Raw genomic sequence first — 15285 nt, 5'->3', positions numbered from 1 at the left:
CAGCCATGGACTTCGGATTCATATTTTCCAGCGCTGCCGGCGAACTGTTCAGCCCGACGACGGCGGCATACGCCCTTGCCACCCTCGGCCTTGCGGTTCACTTCGGCTACTCGGGCCTGCTGAACTTCGGCCAGGCCGGCTTCATGGCGGTGGGGGCCTACGGCTTCGCCATCTCCACCCTGACGTTCGGTGTTCCGTTCTTCGTCGGCCTGCTGATCGCGGTTGTCTGCTCGGCCATTTTCGCCCTGCTGCTGGGTATTCCAACCCTCCGGCTGCGGGCCGATTACCTCGCCATCGTCACGATCGCGGCGGCGGAAATCGTCCGCTACATCGTTACCACCAACCAGCTGACCGCCATCACCGGTTCGGCCAACGGCCTCGCCGCGTTCGAAGGTGACTTCTACGCCATGAACCCGTTCCCTCCGGGTTCCTACATGGGCATGAACAACCGTGACTTCTTCATCCGGGTAGTCGCCTGGGCCGTTGTGGCCCTGTTTTGCACCCTGGTGTGGCTGCTGATGCGCAGCCCCTGGGGACGCGTCCTCAAGGGCATCCGCGAGGACGAAAACGCCGTCCGCTCGCTCGGCAAGAACGTGTACGCCTACAAGATGCAGGCGCTGATCATCGGTGGCGTCCTCGGCGCCCTCGCCGGCATGATCTTCACGCTCCCCCGCGGCGCAGTCCAGCCGGCCAACTACGGCACCGAGCTGACGTTCTTCCTCTACACCTGCCTGCTGCTCGGCGGCCTCGGCACGGTGCTGGGGCCGGTCGTCGGCGCCATGATCTTCTGGGTGGTGCTGTCCCTCACTCAAGGCATCCTGTACGGCCTGATCGAATCCGGCGCCATCACCTGGCTGAACACCGTCCAGGCGGGCCAGCTGCGCTACATCCTGGTGGGTGTCGCGCTGATGCTGCTGATGATTTTCAGGCCGCAGGGTGTCCTCGGCAATAAGAAGGAGCTGGCGTTCGCATGAGCACGCAGAGCCAAGAACCCCGACAGCCGGAAAACCCGGGAACGTCGGAAAATTCAGAAAATATCGACTACATGACGGACACGCGCCCGATCGCCGCGGGCGAGGCCGCCCCCGGCTGCAAGAAGCGCGATCCGATCGTGGTGGCGGAGAACGTCACCCGCAGCTTCGGCGGCATCAACGCCGTCGACGTCGAGTACCTCGAAATCCCGCGGCACAAGATCACCGCACTGATCGGACCGAACGGCGCGGGCAAGACCACCCTGTTCAACCTGCTGACCGGCTTCGACACTCCGAACTCGGGCAAGTGGCAGTTCGAGGGCAACAGCCTGGCCGGGGTCTCCTCCTACAAGGTGGCCCGGATGGGCATGGTCCGCACGTTCCAGCTGACCAAGGTCATGGGCAAGCTCACCGTTATGGAGAACATGCGGCTCGGCGCCTCCCACCAGTCCGGCGAACGGCTCTCCAAGGCCCTGTTCAAGGGCATCTGGGGCGGTCAGGAAAAAAAGATCACCGAAGAAGCCAACGTCCTGCTGGAGAAGTTCAAGCTGGACGCCAAGAAGGACGACTATGCGGCGTCCCTCTCCGGCGGCCAGCGCAAGCTCCTGGAAATGGCACGCTCCCTTATGGTCCGGCCCAAGCTCGTTATGCTCGACGAGCCGATGGCTGGTGTGAACCCGGCCCTGACGCAGTCCTTGCTGGATCACATCAAGAACCTCAAGGCCGAGGGCATGACCGTGCTGTTCGTCGAGCACGACATGCACATGGTCCGGCACATCGCGGACTGGGTCGTCGTTATGGCCGAGGGCAAGATTGTGGCCGAAGGCCCGCCCGGCGAAGTCATGAAGAACCCGGCCGTGATCGACGCCTACCTGGGCGCCCACCACGACGTGGATCTCGGCGACTCGGAAGGGATCAAGGAGCTCGCCGCCGAACTGGTTGCTGACGAGGAATCGATCGTCGGCACCGAAAACGCCGGCATCATCTCGCTCGATGTCGTCGCCAGTGAAACGGATTCGCCCGCGACGCCGGACACCAGCGGTCCGGCGCGTGGCCGGCGCAGCGCCGAGGAGCCGACCCGCACAGAGAAGGACACAGAATGAGCGCCACCAGCGCGGCAGCCGCCGCAAAGCCCGTCCAGGACGAGGATTCGGTCGTCAAGGTCACCGACCTGGTGGCCGGCTACATCCCGGGCGTCAACATCCTCAACGGCTGCAGCATCGAGGCCCGCAAGGGTGAGCTGATCGGCATCATCGGCCCTAACGGCGCCGGTAAGTCGACGCTGCTGAAGGCGATGTTCGGTCTGGTCAAGGTCCACTCGGGTTCCGTTGTGGTCCGCGGCCAGGACATCACCGGGCTCAAGGCCAACAAGCTGGTCAGCCGGGGCATCGGTTTCGTGCCGCAGAACAACAACGTGTTCGCGGCGCTGACCATCGAGGAGAACCTCCAGATGGGCATGTTCCAGCGGCCCAAGGACTTTGCGGAGCGCTTCGACTTCGTCACGGGCCTGTTTCCGGAGCTCGGCAAGCGGCGTGCCCAGCGCGCGGGCTCGCTCTCGGGCGGCGAACGCCAGATGGTTGCTATGGGACGCGCCCTCATGATGGACCCGGCCGTGCTGTTGCTCGACGAGCCCTCCGCGGGTCTCTCCCCCGTCAAGCAGGATGAGACGTTCCTCCGGGTTCACGAGATCAACCGCGCAGGGGTCTCGGTCATCATGGTAGAGCAGAATGCGCGGCGCTGCCTGCAGATCTGTGACCGCGGCTATGTCCTGGACCAGGGCAAGGACGCGTACACAGGCACGGGCAGGGAGCTCATGAAGGACCCGAAGGTCATCCAGCTGTACCTGGGCACCCTCGCCGACACCGTCGACTAGTCACCCGGCAACACCGCACAAGCAGAGGGGCCGTCACCAGCCGGTGGCGGCCCTTCTGCGTGCCCGGCGGGCATGGTTCCGTCCTGGCACCCTCACGATACGTTTCCGCACCGGTTCCGGACCAGCGCCCCTCGGATCCGCGCTGCCCTCGTCCGATTCCGTCGCACTTATCCGTTTCTGCAGCCCTCAGGAGGCCCACCAAGCGCCAGCCCCGCAGCCACCTGCCAGGCGGCTGCGCCCTTCGATCGTTTCCGCACCGGTTCCGGACCAGCGCCCCTCGGATCCGCGCAGCCCTCGTCCGATTCCGTCGCGCGCCCGACCCCGCCGCCCTCCGTTTGGTGGTCCAAGGTACGCGTCCGGTCGGCCCTGGAGCTCCTGCTGCCGTCGGCGGCCCGGCGGTGGCGTCACGGGGCGCGGAGTATTGGACCTGTGCCCGGCGCGATGGGCCGGTTTACCGGCGTCGGGCGACCCGGCAGCGGCCAAAAGCCTGCCCTGCGTGGCGCAGCACCTCCCCCCGCTTCACACCTGCCCCGCACGCAGAAGACCCCCGTCCGGTGGACGGGGGTCTTCTGTGGCTAGGGAAGGGCGGGCTTAGAGCTTGCCGAACTCTTCCTTGGATGCCTTGTAGGTGTTGTCATCCTGGAACTCGTAGATGCCGATGTAGGCTTCCGTCGGGTCACCGGCGTCGGAGAACGTTACGGGGCCGGACTGGCCGTCGTAGTCGATGTCCTTGCCATTGCGGAGCAGGGTGACGCAGGACGGGAAATCGCTGCACTTTTCGCCGGATTCGGAGACGGCCTTGAGCTGCTTGGCGATATCCGTGCCCTTGGTGCTCTTGGCGGCCTCGGAGGCCAGTGCGATCAGGTTCACGGCGTCGTAGGACTCGCCTGCGTAGCTGTAGTCCTTCAGTGCGGGATCGATGGCGAGGAGCTTCTTCTTGAAGTCATCCTTGGCGAAGGTGCCCGGGATGGTGCCCTGGGCGCCCTTCAGGGTGCCTGCCTGGAAGTCCTTGCTGTAGTCGGACATGTTGCCGTCAACGAGGAAGAGCTGGGTGGGCTTGATACCCTTGCCCGTCATCAGCGGAACGATGCTCTTGGCCTGGTCGAAGGTGATCAGGGCGATGGCATCCGGCTTCGCGGCGATGACCTTGTCAACCTGGCTGCTGAACTGGGAATCGCCCTCGTTGAAGAGTTCCTCTGCAACGACCTTGCCGCCTGCTGCCTCAAATGCCGACTTCACGTTCTTTGCAAGGCCGGTTCCGTAAGCGTCGTTCAGTACGATCATGCCAACGGTCTGGGCGCCACAGGTGGCCATGTAGTTGCCGAGGACCTTGCCCTGAAGCACGTCCGAGGGGGCGGTGCGCCAGTAGAGGCCCTTGTCGTCCCAGGCGGTGAAGTCCGGCGAGGTGTTGGCCGGTGAGAACTGGATGACGCCCGCGCCGGTGATCTGGTTGATCACGGTCTTGGAAACGCCGGAGGATGCGGCACCGACGATGGCACCCACGCCCTGGCCCAGCAGGGCCGTGGTGGACTGCGTGGCGATATCGGTCTTGGTGTCACCGGAGTCGCGGTGGATGACCTCTACAGGCTTGCCCAGCACGCCGCCGGCATCGTTGATTTCTTTGATGCCCAGGTTGACACCCGCGATTTCGGGCGGGCCGAGGAAGGCCAGCGACCCGGTGGTCGGCAGGAGCGAGCCGATCTTCAGGGCGGTGTCGGTGGTGGTGGCTGAGGCGGGAACGGGTTCGGTGTTCGTCGCGGCCGTCGTGCCGGCTCCAGCACCTGCGCTGGGTGCCGGGCAGGCGATGCCCGCGGCGTTGGCGGTAGAGGTTCCGGTTCCGGTCGACGACGGGGTGGACGTGCCACCACAGGCCGTAGCCAGAAGGGCGACGCCGATGCTAAGCGCGGTGAGCTTAGCGATGCGCGGCGCCACCTGGGGGAGTGAAGTCATTTACAATCTCCTCGATCTAAAGGTGCGAACGGCCTTTGATGCGAAAGATCAGGTGTTCCTGATTTAACTTCAAGCTAGTGCAATTCCGGGCGGAACCAAAGTGACTAGGGTCACATCCTTATAACACTCGTTGCATAGAGGAAATCTGGCGGCCGGGCCGAGGCCCGGAAAGTGTGCCCCAGGTGGGACTCGAACCCACAACACGCGGATTTTAAGTCCGCTGCCTCTGCCAATTGGGCTACTGGGGCGCCCGGTCAATGGTATCCCGTCGGGCCGCCGGCTAGGCGATGCCGAACGGCCCGGCATAGCGGAATGTTCCGCTCACGCCGCCGGGCCAGACGGCCAGCGGCAGCAGCTGGAAGTGCGCACCCCAGGCCGGATCGGGGGCCTCCACGCCGAGGGAGGTCGACGTCACGAAGCCGAAGCGCGAGTAGTACTCCGGGTCGCCCAGCAGCGCTATGCCGCGCTCCCCCGCGGTGTTGGCCCGGGCAATCGTTTCCTTCATGAGGGCACTGCCGATGCCATGGCGCTGCAGGCGAGGCACGACGCCGATCGGGCCCAGGCCCAGGAGCGGCAGTTCCCCAGCCCAGCCACGGGTGCTGATCACATGCCCGACGACCTCGCCGCCCTGCACGGCCACGATGCTGAAGTCCGGCAGGTATTCCTCACAGTCGAAAAGCGCACGCAGGAGTTCCACCTCTTCGGGTTCCCCCTCGACCGGCAGCCCGGTCACCGGGGAGACGGCAAAGGCCGCTGCTGTGAGCGCGAGGATGGCGGGCCGGTCCGCGGGCTCCTCGCCGCGCAGCACCAGTTCGGGCGCCGGCTTTTGTTCGCCGCTGGCTGCGACCAGTTCGTGCAGCACCTCGAGAGCCCGGTCGGCGTCGGCCACCGGGACGAGGATGTGGTCGTGGTGGAAGCCGGCCAGGACGTTGCAGCTGATCTTGGCCTCGGTCAGCGCGGCGCTGACGGCTGCCGTCAGGCCGATGGCTTCGAGCGAGGAGTGCACCTGGAGGGTGATCCAGGCTCCGACGAAGTCGTAGGGCAGTCCGAGGCTGTCGGCTTCGGCCCGCGGCAGCACGACCGTCAGGCCTTCCGCCTCCCTTACGGCGGCAGCAACAGCACCGGCCAGCGGCCTGCCGTGCGGCCAGAGGACGTAGACGAACTCACCCTCGCGGAGTTCCGGGTGCATGGTTGCCAGCAGGGTGTGGAGGTCCTTTTCAGCGGTCATGGAGCAAGTCTAGGCTCGGCGAGGCCGGGTCCCAGGCGGCCGATGACGGCTTAACGGCGACGGCGGCCGCTCCCCCGCAAGGGAACGGCCGCCGTCGAAGGCTGCTGCAGGCTACTTGGAGTCGGCCGAAACCGCTTCCTTGTTGGCAGGCTTGCCGGCGTCCGCCGCCGGCTTCTCAGCGGAAGGCGCAGCCGGAGCCGGAGCCTCAGCCGGCTTGGGGGCCGGCGTCGCCGCGGCCACAAAAGCGCCGCGCGGGTTGTCCAGGTCGATCAGCTGGGTGGTGTCGCGGCCCACGAAGAACGCCAGGATCCAGCCGAAGATCACGCGGAGCTTGCGCTCCACAGTCGGCATGGCCAGGCCGTGGTAGCCGCGGTGTGCCAGCCAGGCGAGGGGGCCCTTGAGGCCGATGCGGCCGACGATGTTGAGGTTGGCCACACCCTTCCATTCGCCGAAGCCGGCGACAGCGCCCAGGTTCTTGTGCTTGTAGTCCTTGAGCTGCTTGTCCCAGCGGGAGGCCCACAGGTTCTTGGCGAGGCGCTTGGCCTGGCGCAGCGCGTGCTGGGCGTTCGGGACGCAGGTGCCGTCCGGCAGACCGCTGCCCGTGAGGTCCGGCACGGCCGCAATGTCGCCGGCTGCCCAGGCGTTGTCGATGATGCCTTCGTCGCCTGCAATGCGCAGGTCCGGGAGGACGCGGACGCGGCCGCGGGGCTCCAGCGGGAAGTCGGTGGAGCGGATCATCGGGTTGGCCTGCACACCGGCAGTCCAGACCAGGGTGTCCGACTCGAATTCCTGCGCCGGCGTCTTGTCCGGGAGGTTGATGAGCTTCAGGGAGCCCTCGGCGTTGTCCAGGGAGGTGTTGAGCAGGACCTCGATGCCGCGGCTGCGGAGGTGCTCCACGACCCATTCGGCCTGGCTGGCCGTGACCTCGGGCATGATGCGTCCCATGGCCTCAACCAGGACGAAGCGGACTTCCTCCTGCTTGATGCGCGGGTTGTTCTTGACCGCGGCGCGGGCCAGGTCTTCCATCTCGGTGATGCATTCGATGCCGGCGAAGCCGCCGCCGACCACGACGAAGGTCAGTGCGCGTGCACGCTCCACCGGGTCGGTCATCAGCGAGCCGGCTTCGATCCGCTCAAGCACACCATTGCGCAGGGCAACGGCTTCCTCGATGGTCTTCAGGCCGATGCCCTTCTCCGCGAGTCCCTTGATCGGGAACGTGCGGGTGATCGCGCCTGCGGCCACCACGACGTCGAAGTAGGGAACCTCGAAGGTCGCGCCGCCGTCGGCCGGGGCAACCACGGCGGTGCGGTTGGCGTGGTCGATCGACGTGACGCGGCCCTGGATGAGCTCGGTCTGCTTGAGGTGCTTGCGGTGCGAGACGACGGCGTGGCGTGCCTCGATGTTGCCGCCGGCAACTTCGGGGAGGAAGGGCTGGTAAGTCATGTAGGGCAGGGGATCAACGAGGGTGACGATGCCACCGGCATTCGCGATCTTCTTCTGCAGTTTGAGGGCTACGTACAGGCCGACGTACCCGCCGCCGACGACGAGTACCCTGGGACGGTCCTGGAGCTGAGGGGAGGATGCCATTACCCAAGAATACCGCACTTTGTGAAAAACTTCACTAACTACGGTTTCCCGGTGGAATCCACGGAATCCGTCACTCCGGTCTCCGGGTTTTCGGGACCATCGGGGCCTCCCTTGGCGTCCGTCCGTACCGCCCGGCGGAGCTGGAAGACGGCGGCTCCCACGATGCACAGGAACAGTCCGCCGAAGCCGAGCACCACCATGGCCGGAACGGCGCTGTCCAGCCCGGACGGGGGTTCCGCGACCGGGACGGTGGCCTCCGGCAGGGTGGGCGCCGCGCTGGAGGGGGCCGCGGCGGAGGCGGCCGGTGCCGTGGCAAGGTTGCCCCGCCGGTGTACCCGAATCCAGTCCGAAATCGACCCCAGCGGATTGATCCGGGTTTCGGGGACGTCGGCCTTGAGCGCCGCCTCGGCGTTGAGGATCCCGAAACCGTACAACGGGTCCTTCCCCGGAGCGCCGGCGTCCTTCGCGGTGCTGACGATTCTGTTGATGACCTGGCTGGCCGTCATTTCGGGCCATTTGGAGCGGATCAGGGCGGCAACGCCAGCGACGATGGGGGTGGCGCCCGAGGTGCCGGCCCATTCCGCGTAGCCGCCTCCGGGCATGCCACCGATCAGGTTTTCGGCCGGGGCCGCGACGCCGATGCTGATGCCCTGGGATGAGGAATCGATACTGGCGGTTCCCTTGCGATCCAGCCCGGCGACGGTCAGCACGCCGGGAATGGTGGCCGGCGCCCCGACCTGGACGTTGCCTCCCCCGCGGTTGCCCGCGGCGGCGACGATCACAACGTCGTTCTGCTCGGCGTACAGGAACGCCGCGTCCCAGCTCTGCGGCCATTCCGGTGAGGTGCTGCCGAGCGAGATGTTGATGACGCGGGCGCCGTTGTCGACCGCCCAGCGGACGGCCTGGGGTATCTGGTCCTGGTCGCTTTTGCCGCCGGGGTTCGGTGACCCGAGCCAGGTGGAGACGGACAGCAGCTGCGCCTCGGGGGCGACGCCGACAATTCCGTCCGGCCCGACGGTTGGGCCGGCACTGGGGCTGGGCTTTGCGGTCGACCCCTCTGGCTGGTGCCCGCGGCCTGCCAGCATGGTGGCGACGAGGGTTCCGTGTTCGGGCTTTGCCCCGATGCTCTTCTGCCCGTCAGCGCTTCCGGCGCCGGAGACGTCGACACCGCCGGCCAGCACGCCGGCCAGGTCAGGGTGCTTGCCGTCCACGCCGCTGTCGATCACAGCGACCTTGACGTTGGCGCCCTTGGAGACTTCCCAGGCCTTGGTGATGCCGGACTCGGCAAGCCAGTATTCCTTGTCGCGCCAGTCGTCGGCGTGCGCCGCGGGTGCCGCGGTCAAAGCGGCCGTCAGCGTGCCGCCCGCAAGGGCCAAGGCCATCAACGCGGAGGCGGTCCGGCGGCGCCGGTCTGTTGCTCTGGTCATTCGGGTCCTATCGGCCTGACAGCTGGTGGCGCTGCGATTAAAGTGGCGCTGCGGTGACGGTGGCGCTGGGAACGCGGGGGGATCCGGGCGGGTGAGGGGAACGGGTGCCTGCTGGCCGTCCGCCGGACACGCAGCCCGGCCGCCCATCTGCTGCCCTGCGGCCTAGCTGATACTCAGGGCAATTCCGTCAAGAATATCGTGTTCGCTGGTGACCGCCGTGACGACCCTGCGGTCCGTGACGTCGGCCAGCCGTTCCAGGACGCGCCGCCAGACGAGAGCACCTGCCCCGATCACGTCCACCCGGCCGGGGTGCATGTACGGCAGCGCGGCACGTTCGGCGTGGGACATCGCGAGCAGCTCGGAGCAGGCCCGGCGCACATCGTCCAGCGAAAGTTCAGTGCCGTGGATGGCCGCGGCGGAATATTCCGGCAGCCGAAGCGCGTGGGCCGTAATGGTGGTGATGGAGCCGGCCACCCCGACGACGGCGGCGCTGCGGTCCAGCGGGACGGTCCGGGCCGCCTCGTCGAGGGCGGCGTCGACGTCTGCCTCCGCTGCGGCGATCTGCTCCGCCGTGGGCGGGTCGCTGCGCAGATGGCGCTCGGTCATCCGGACGCAGCCAATGTCGACGCTCCTGGCGGCAATGACGCCGTCGGCATTGCCCAGCACGAACTCTGTGCTGCCGCCGCCGAGATCGACCACGAGGACGGGATCCTCGCCCCGGGAGGGCAGGACGCTGCTGGCGCCGGCGAAGGAAAGCCCGGCTTCCTCGTCCCCGGTGATGACTTCGGGTTCGACGCCGAGGAGTTCGCGGATGCCGTCAACGAAGACCTGCCGGTTGCGGGCGTCCCGGGTGGCGGAGGTCGCGACGAAGCGCACTTCGGTGGCCCCGTGCTGGCGGATCTGTCCGGCGTAGTCCGCGGCGGCCGCGAAGGTCCGGTCCAGGGCTTCCTGGGCGAGTTCGCCGGTGGCGTCCACGCCCTGGCCAAGCCGGACGACGCGCATTTCACGCACGACGTCGGCCAACCGGGGCGTAGCGCCGTCCGGTTCCACATCGGCTATGAGCAGGCGGATCGAGTTGGTGCCGCAGTCGACGGCGGCCACGCGCGTCACTGGCGGGCCCCGGCGTCAGGGCCGGTTCCGGCGTCCGCGGTGCCGCCATGGCCTTCGGTGCGCGGCTTCCGCACCGGGGCCGGGCGGCCCACGATCTCCGGAAGACCCTGCGGGCCGTGCCTGCTGAGGTCCTGCGAGGGGGCTTCGCCGCCGGTGTCCCAGGCGCCGTCGCAATAGCACCGGTCCTGGGTCCACCACTCGCTGATGGCCGCGATGGCCTCGTCGCCGAGCGGATTCACACCCGGTCCGGCGGCGAGTGAATGGCCCACCAGGACGTGCAGGCATTTGACGCGCGTGGGCATTCCGCCGGCGGAGATGCCGTCGATTTCGGGCACGGCCCCGATCCCGGATCGGGCGCCGATCTCGGCGCGGGACGCCAGGTAGGCCTCGTGGGCGGCGCGGTAGTCCGCTGCCAGGTCCCCGTCTGCCCCGAGCCGGTCGTTCATTTCGTTCATCAGCCCCGCTGCCTCCAGCCGCGACACAGCCGAGGTAATGACCGGGTGCGTGAGGTAGAACGTCGTGGGAAAGGGTGTGCCGTTGCTTAGCCGCGGGGAGGTGGCCGCCACCAGGGGGTTGCCGCAGACGCAGCGGGCCGGGATTTCGACGACGTCGCGCACCGGGCGCCCCAGCTGCCGGCTCAGGACATCGAGGTCGCGGGGCGAGGGCCGTCGGGATTCCGCCAGGGATCGGGCTGGATCCGGGGCGCCCGGAGTTACTGCGCTCCCGTTCACTGACGTGAGGGTCTCGTCCGCTCGGTTCTCGTCCACGGGGGCGGCACCTTCCTGCCCTGTCTGGTCTGTCCGGCGGACAATCCTGCGGCGGGCACCGCTTCTTAGTCTGTTGCCGAGCGCCGGATGGAGTCCCAGAGGGAGTCCACCCAAGGCAGCTTGGCCGGGTCTTGTGCTGATCCTGCACCGGCCGCGCCACCGGGCGATCCGGCAGGAAGATCGCTGCCGAAGACCCAGTAGCCCGTTTCGCCGGGCATAACCATGTTAATGCGGTCGCGGGCCTGTTGCTTCACGTAGTTCGGATCCTGCCACCGTGAGACCTGGCGCCTGAGATCATCCTGCTGGGACTGTTTGGCGGCGATATCCGCCTGCAGCGCGGCGATTTCGGCACGCTTTTCGAAGAAAATCTTGACTGTGGGCGCCAGCATGATGGTGATGGCAATCATGACGACGAGCAGCGCCAGCATCCGGCCCGAGAAGGCCTTGGCGGGGACCGGGTGCTCTTCTGCCGGTGCGGCGCTGTCCCCGGACGTTGGGGCGGACGTTGGGGCCGTGCCGTTTTTGGCCCGGTTCGGCGCTGCTTTTTTCTGGCCTGCTGCTGACGCAGAGCCCGCCGGAGCTGCAGCGGACTGGGCGGCCGCCGGACTGGCGTTGCCGGCTTGCTGGCCGGGCGTCCGGGCGTCCGGGGCGGCCTTGCCGGCTTGGTCCTGCTGGGCACCGCGGGAACTGCCGAAATCAGCCTGGATGACGTCGCCGCCGTCGCCGGTGTCCGGTGACTTCGGGGCCGCAGGCGTGGCCCGGGGAACCTTGGGTCGGCGGGTAGCCATGTCACTCCTGTAATGCCCGGTTCCCACCGGGCCGGCTCGCGGCTTGCTGGTTCAGTGCTGCTCAGTGCTGCTCAGTGCTGGTCGCCGTGGCCCGGGCCGGCATCGGCACGGTTCCGGCTGTGCGGCACCGGCACGCGCCACAAGGACGTGCCGAAAAGGTCCGTGTCAGCAATAGCCGTGCCAAAAAGGAACCGGTGGCCATGGTCTTTCAACCATAGCCACCGGTTCCCTGTTCGTGCGGTTACTAGCCGTTGAAACGCGGGAAAGCGCTCCGGCCGGCGTAGCGTGCGGCGTCGTCGAGTTCCTCTTCGATGCGCAGCAGCTGGTTGTACTTGGCCACGCGCTCGGAGCGGGCCGGGGCGCCGGTCTTGATCTGACCCGCATTGGTGGCAACGGAGATGTCGGCGATCGTGGTGTCCTCGGTCTCGCCGGAGCGGTGCGAGGTGATGGTGGTGTAACCGGCGCGCTGGGCGAGGGAGACGGCATCCAGGGTTTCGGTCAGGGAACCGATCTGGTTGACCTTGACCAGCAGCGAATTGGCGGTCTTCGAATCAATGCCGGTCTGCAGGCGTTCCGGGTTCGTGACGAACAGGTCGTCACCCACGATCTGGACTTTGTCACCGATGGCGTCGGTGAGGGTCTTCCAGCCTTCCCAGTCGTTTTCGTCCAGCGGATCCTCGATGGAAACCAGCGGGTAGTCGGCAACGAGCTCGGCGTAGTAGGCGCTCATCTCGGAGGAGCTGAGGGACTTGCCTTCGAACTGGTAGGCGCCGTCCTTGAAGAACTCGGAGGAGGCCACGTCCAGGGCGAGCGCGATGTCCTGGCCCGGGGTGTAGCCGGCGTTCCGGATGGCTTCCTGGATAAGGTCCAGTGCTGCGCGGTTGGACGGCAGGTTCGGCGCGAAGCCGCCCTCGTCGCCGAGGCCGGTGGACAGGCCCTTCGCCTGCAGGACCGCCTTGAGGGCGTGGTAAACCTCGACACCCCAGCGCAGGCCTTCGGAGAAGGTCTCGGCGCCGAGCGGCACAACCATGAATTCCTGGATGTCGACGTCGGAGTCGGCGTGCGAGCCGCCGTTGAGGATGTTCATCAGCGGCACCGGCAGGACGTGCGCGTTCGGTCCGCCGAGGTACTTGTAGAGCGGCAGGTCGGCGGAGGCCGCGGCGGCGTTGGCGACGGCCAGGGAGACACCCAGGATGGCGTTGGCGCCGAGCTTGCTCTTGTTGGCGGTGCCGTCCAGGTCGATCATCGACTGGTCGATGCTGCGCTGGTCGGTGGCGTCAAAACCGATGAGGGCCGGGGCGATCTGGTCGATAACGGCGTCGACGGCCTTCTGGACGCCCTTGCCGAGGTAGCGGCCCTTGTCGCCGTCGCGGAGTTCCACGGCCTCGTGCTCGCCAGTGGAGGCTCCGGAGGGGACTGCTGCGCGGCCGATCTGGCCGTCAGAGAGCAGGACTTCAACTTCTACGGTGGGGTTGCCACGGGAATCGAGAATCTCGCGGGCGTGGATGGCATCGATAAGCGCCATGGGTAGGCTCCTTTGGGTGAAGCGATCTGCTGGGGTTCTGTTTGGAATCAAGCTGGGAAACAAGCTGAAAAACCGACGTCCTCGTCGCCTCCCAGCCTAGTCGAGAGTGGGATAAGTTACAGAAACCTATCCACAACCCGGACGTCATTTTGGCGGATCACGGGGACGGTTCCTGCGGCGGTGCCGCTGGCCGGCCCGCCTGGAAGCGGCGGTTGGCACCCCGGAGGGCGCGTTCGGCGTCGAGCCCCCGGGCACGGGCGGCTGCCGCGATGGCGAAAAGCAGGTCCCCCAGATCGTCTTCCGACGCCGGTACCTCAGCCGTCCCCGCGGACAGCGTGACGAAGAAGCCGGCGCGTTCGGCGCGGTCCAGGAGTTTCTGCGCCCGGGCCAACGCGGGAAGGGCATCGGGAACGCCGTCGAGGGCTCCCTGCCGGGAGGTTCCGGCGCTGGAGTGCGCGGACCCGGAGTGCAACAGCTGCTCCGAGCGCTTGACGGCGTCCCACGTCTGGACGATTTCCTCCACCGTCGCCGGGAAGGAGTCCTGCAGTGAGCCGTCCGGACGAAACACATGCGGGTTGCGCCGGATCATTTTGGCGGTGAGGCCGCGGGCGACGTCGTCAAGGTCGAAGGAGCCGCGCTCCTGGGCGAGCCGGGCGTGCAGGACCACCTGGAGCAGGACGTCGCCCAGTTCAGCCTTCAGCTCGGCGTCGCCGCCGTCCGTCTCGATGGTTTCCGCCACCTCAAAGGCTTCCTCGAGGAGGTACTCCACGAGGGATTCATGGGTGAGGGCGCCCATCCAGGGGCAGTGGGCGCGCAGCTCGGCTATGCAGCCGACCAGCGCGCCCACCGCGTTGGAGTCCTCGTTAGCCAAGGTCGGCGTAGGCCTCGTTGATGTATTCGACGAGGGCTTCCTTCTCTTCGAGCGGAAGGAAGGCGGCCTCGGCGGCGTTCAGCGTCAGCTCCAGCAGGTCGTCGAGGTCGTAGTCGAACGTCTCGACCAGCAGTTCGAACTCGTCCGTGAGGGTCACGCCGCTCATGAGCCGGTTGTCCGTGTTGATCGTGACGTTGAAGCCGAGCTGGTAGAGCATGTCCAGCGGGTGGCTTTCGATTCCCTCGCCGAAGCCGGCGATGGCGCCGGTCTGCAGGTTGGAGGAGGGGCAGATCTCCAGTGCGATGCCGCGGTCGCGGACCCAGCTGGCGAGCTCACCGAGGGTGACCATACCGATGTTGTCGTCGAGCTCGCTGCTGTCGGCGTCCTCATCCGCTTCGAATTCCACGGTGACGTCCTCGGCGATGCGGACGCCGTGGCCCAGGCGCAGGGCGCGTCCGTCGACCAGGGCGGACTGGATGCTCTCGAGTCCGGCAGCTTCACCGGCGTGGACCGTGGCCGGGAAGTTGTGCTGGGCCAGGTACGTGAAGGCGTCCTTGAAGCGGGACGGCAGGAAGCCGTCCTCGGCGCCGGCAATGTCGAAGCCCACGGCGCCGTTGTTGCGGTGCCGGACGGCGAGCTCGGCGATTTCCTGGCCTCGGTCGGCGTGGCGCATGGCGGTGATCAGCTGGCCCACCTGGATATCGCGGCCGGTCTCGGCGACGGCGTCGACACCGGCGTCGAGGCCCGCCTGGACAGCCTCGACGACCTCGTCCAGGCTCAGGCCCTTGGCCAGGTGCTGCTCGGGGGCCCAGCGCACTTCACCGTAGACCACCCCGTCGTCGGCGAGGTCCTCGACGAATTCCTTGGCGACGCGGAAGAGGCCGTCCTTCGTCTGCATCACGGCAACGGTGTGGTCGAAGGTCTCGAGGTAGCGGACCAGCGAGCCGGAGTTGGCGGATTCGCGGAACCACTCCCCCAGGGCGACGGGGTCGGTGGAGGGCAGCGTGTGTCCGACGGCTTCGGCAAGTTCAATGATGGTGGCCGGACGGAGTCCGCCGTCCAGGTGGTCGTGAAGGGAAACCTTGGGGAGGCCCTTCAGGTCGAATTCGAGGTCAGGGGCAGCGTCAAGAATTATCTCAGTCACGTTCCAACCATAGGGTCGGAGGCCGGGCAACACCAGCCGGTGGG

At 67.2% G+C, this 15285-nt stretch carries 13 protein-coding genes and 1 tRNA gene; 3 read left to right on the top strand and 11 right to left on the bottom strand.

Annotated features, from left to right (window positions below; genetic code table 11):
* Positions 1 to 5 precede the first annotated feature (5 nt).
* The 3 genes from LDO13_RS04760 to LDO13_RS04750 all read left to right on the top strand — a co-directional run bounded on the left by LDO13_RS04760 (position 6) and on the right by LDO13_RS04750 (position 2844).
* Entirely contained in the window at positions 6 to 974 is a 969-nt protein-coding gene (locus LDO13_RS04760; RefSeq protein WP_224048906.1) for a branched-chain amino acid ABC transporter permease, read from the top strand.
* Positions 975 to 1045: 71 nt separating this feature from the next.
* Positions 1046 to 2074, top strand: coding sequence for an ABC transporter ATP-binding protein (locus tag LDO13_RS04755; protein WP_224049667.1), 1029 nt, complete (start codon positions 1046 to 1048; stop codon positions 2072 to 2074).
* Complete coding sequence (locus tag LDO13_RS04750) at positions 2071 to 2844, top strand: ABC transporter ATP-binding protein (RefSeq protein ID WP_224048905.1); 774 nt, start codon at positions 2071 to 2073, stop codon at positions 2842 to 2844. Before LDO13_RS04755 ends, LDO13_RS04750 begins: the two co-directional genes overlap by 4 nt.
* Before the next feature lie 591 nt (positions 2845 to 3435).
* Here LDO13_RS04750 and LDO13_RS04745 read toward each other — a convergent pair.
* The 11 genes from LDO13_RS04745 to LDO13_RS04695 all read right to left on the bottom strand — a co-directional run bounded on the left by LDO13_RS04745 (position 3436) and on the right by LDO13_RS04695 (position 15241).
* Entirely contained in the window at positions 3436 to 4794 is a 1359-nt protein-coding gene (locus LDO13_RS04745; RefSeq protein ID WP_224048904.1) for an ABC transporter substrate-binding protein, read from the bottom strand.
* Positions 4795 to 4968: 174 nt separating this feature from the next.
* Positions 4969 to 5042 (bottom strand) — tRNA-Leu (locus LDO13_RS04740).
* A gap of 32 nt (positions 5043 to 5074) precedes the next feature.
* Positions 5075 to 6022, bottom strand: a complete 948-nt coding sequence (locus LDO13_RS04735; RefSeq protein ID WP_224048903.1) for an ACT domain-containing protein — start codon at positions 6020 to 6022, stop codon at positions 5075 to 5077.
* Positions 6023 to 6133: 111 nt separating this feature from the next.
* On the bottom strand, positions 6134 to 7609 hold the full coding sequence (locus tag LDO13_RS04730; RefSeq protein ID WP_224048902.1) for an FAD-dependent oxidoreductase: 1476 nt from the start codon (positions 7607 to 7609) through the stop codon (positions 6134 to 6136).
* A 38-nt stretch (positions 7610 to 7647) separates the two neighbouring features.
* Positions 7648 to 9036 carry a S8 family serine peptidase gene (locus LDO13_RS04725; RefSeq protein WP_224048901.1) on the bottom strand — a complete coding sequence of 463 codons (1389 nt, stop codon included), beginning with the start codon at positions 9034 to 9036 and terminating at the stop codon, positions 7648 to 7650.
* A gap of 162 nt (positions 9037 to 9198) precedes the next feature.
* Entirely contained in the window at positions 9199 to 10146 is a 948-nt protein-coding gene (locus tag LDO13_RS04720) for a Ppx/GppA phosphatase family protein (protein WP_224048900.1), read from the bottom strand.
* Positions 10143 to 10829, bottom strand: coding sequence for a DUF501 domain-containing protein (locus tag LDO13_RS04715; RefSeq protein ID WP_224049666.1), 687 nt, complete (start codon positions 10827 to 10829; stop codon positions 10143 to 10145). Before LDO13_RS04715 ends, LDO13_RS04720 begins: the two co-directional genes overlap by 4 nt.
* A 149-nt stretch (positions 10830 to 10978) precedes the next feature.
* Complete coding sequence (locus LDO13_RS04710) at positions 10979 to 11701, bottom strand: septum formation initiator family protein (protein ID WP_224048899.1); 723 nt, start codon at positions 11699 to 11701, stop codon at positions 10979 to 10981.
* A 244-nt stretch (positions 11702 to 11945) separates the two neighbouring features.
* The gene (eno, locus tag LDO13_RS04705) at positions 11946 to 13226 is read right to left on the bottom strand and encodes a phosphopyruvate hydratase (protein ID WP_224048898.1); all 1281 of its coding nucleotides are present in this window, start codon (positions 13224 to 13226) and stop codon (positions 11946 to 11948) included.
* A 157-nt stretch (positions 13227 to 13383) separates the two neighbouring features.
* The gene (locus LDO13_RS04700; protein WP_224049665.1) at positions 13384 to 14022 is read right to left on the bottom strand and encodes a MazG nucleotide pyrophosphohydrolase domain-containing protein; all 639 of its coding nucleotides are present in this window, start codon (positions 14020 to 14022) and stop codon (positions 13384 to 13386) included.
* A 67-nt stretch (positions 14023 to 14089) separates the two neighbouring features.
* Positions 14090 to 15241, bottom strand: a complete 1152-nt coding sequence (locus LDO13_RS04695; protein WP_224048897.1) for an adenosine deaminase — start codon at positions 15239 to 15241, stop codon at positions 14090 to 14092.
* Between the last annotated feature and the right edge of the window lie 44 nt (positions 15242 to 15285).

Source organism: Arthrobacter sp. NicSoilB4 (assembly GCF_019977335.1).
Lineage (GTDB): Bacteria > Actinomycetota > Actinomycetes > Actinomycetales > Micrococcaceae > Arthrobacter.
The sequence above is the reverse complement of the archived record's forward strand: the minus strand, read 5'-3'. Positions and strand labels throughout refer to the sequence as shown.

Coding starts and splice junctions, on each gene's coding strand:
- LDO13_RS04735 (WP_224048903.1), bottom strand. CDS start 6,022: ATGACCGCTGAAAAGGACCTCCACACCCTGCTGGCAACCATGCACCCG.
- LDO13_RS04755 (WP_224049667.1), top strand. CDS start 1,046: ATGACGGACACGCGCCCGATCGCCGCGGGCGAGGCCGCCCCCGGCTGC.
- LDO13_RS04745 (WP_224048904.1), bottom strand. CDS start 4,794: ATGACTTCACTCCCCCAGGTGGCGCCGCGCATCGCTAAGCTCACCGCG.
- LDO13_RS04750 (WP_224048905.1), top strand. CDS start 2,071: ATGAGCGCCACCAGCGCGGCAGCCGCCGCAAAGCCCGTCCAGGACGAG.
- LDO13_RS04725 (WP_224048901.1), bottom strand. CDS start 9,036: ATGACCAGAGCAACAGACCGGCGCCGCCGGACCGCCTCCGCGTTGATG.
- eno (WP_224048898.1), bottom strand. CDS start 13,226: ATGGCGCTTATCGATGCCATCCACGCCCGCGAGATTCTCGATTCCCGT.
- LDO13_RS04700 (WP_224049665.1), bottom strand. CDS start 14,022: ATGGGCGCCCTCACCCATGAATCCCTCGTGGAGTACCTCCTCGAGGAA.
- LDO13_RS04730 (WP_224048902.1), bottom strand. CDS start 7,609: ATGGCATCCTCCCCTCAGCTCCAGGACCGTCCCAGGGTACTCGTCGTC.
- LDO13_RS04760 (WP_224048906.1), top strand. CDS start 6: ATGGACTTCGGATTCATATTTTCCAGCGCTGCCGGCGAACTGTTCAGC.
- LDO13_RS04710 (WP_224048899.1), bottom strand. CDS start 11,701: ATGGCTACCCGCCGACCCAAGGTTCCCCGGGCCACGCCTGCGGCCCCG.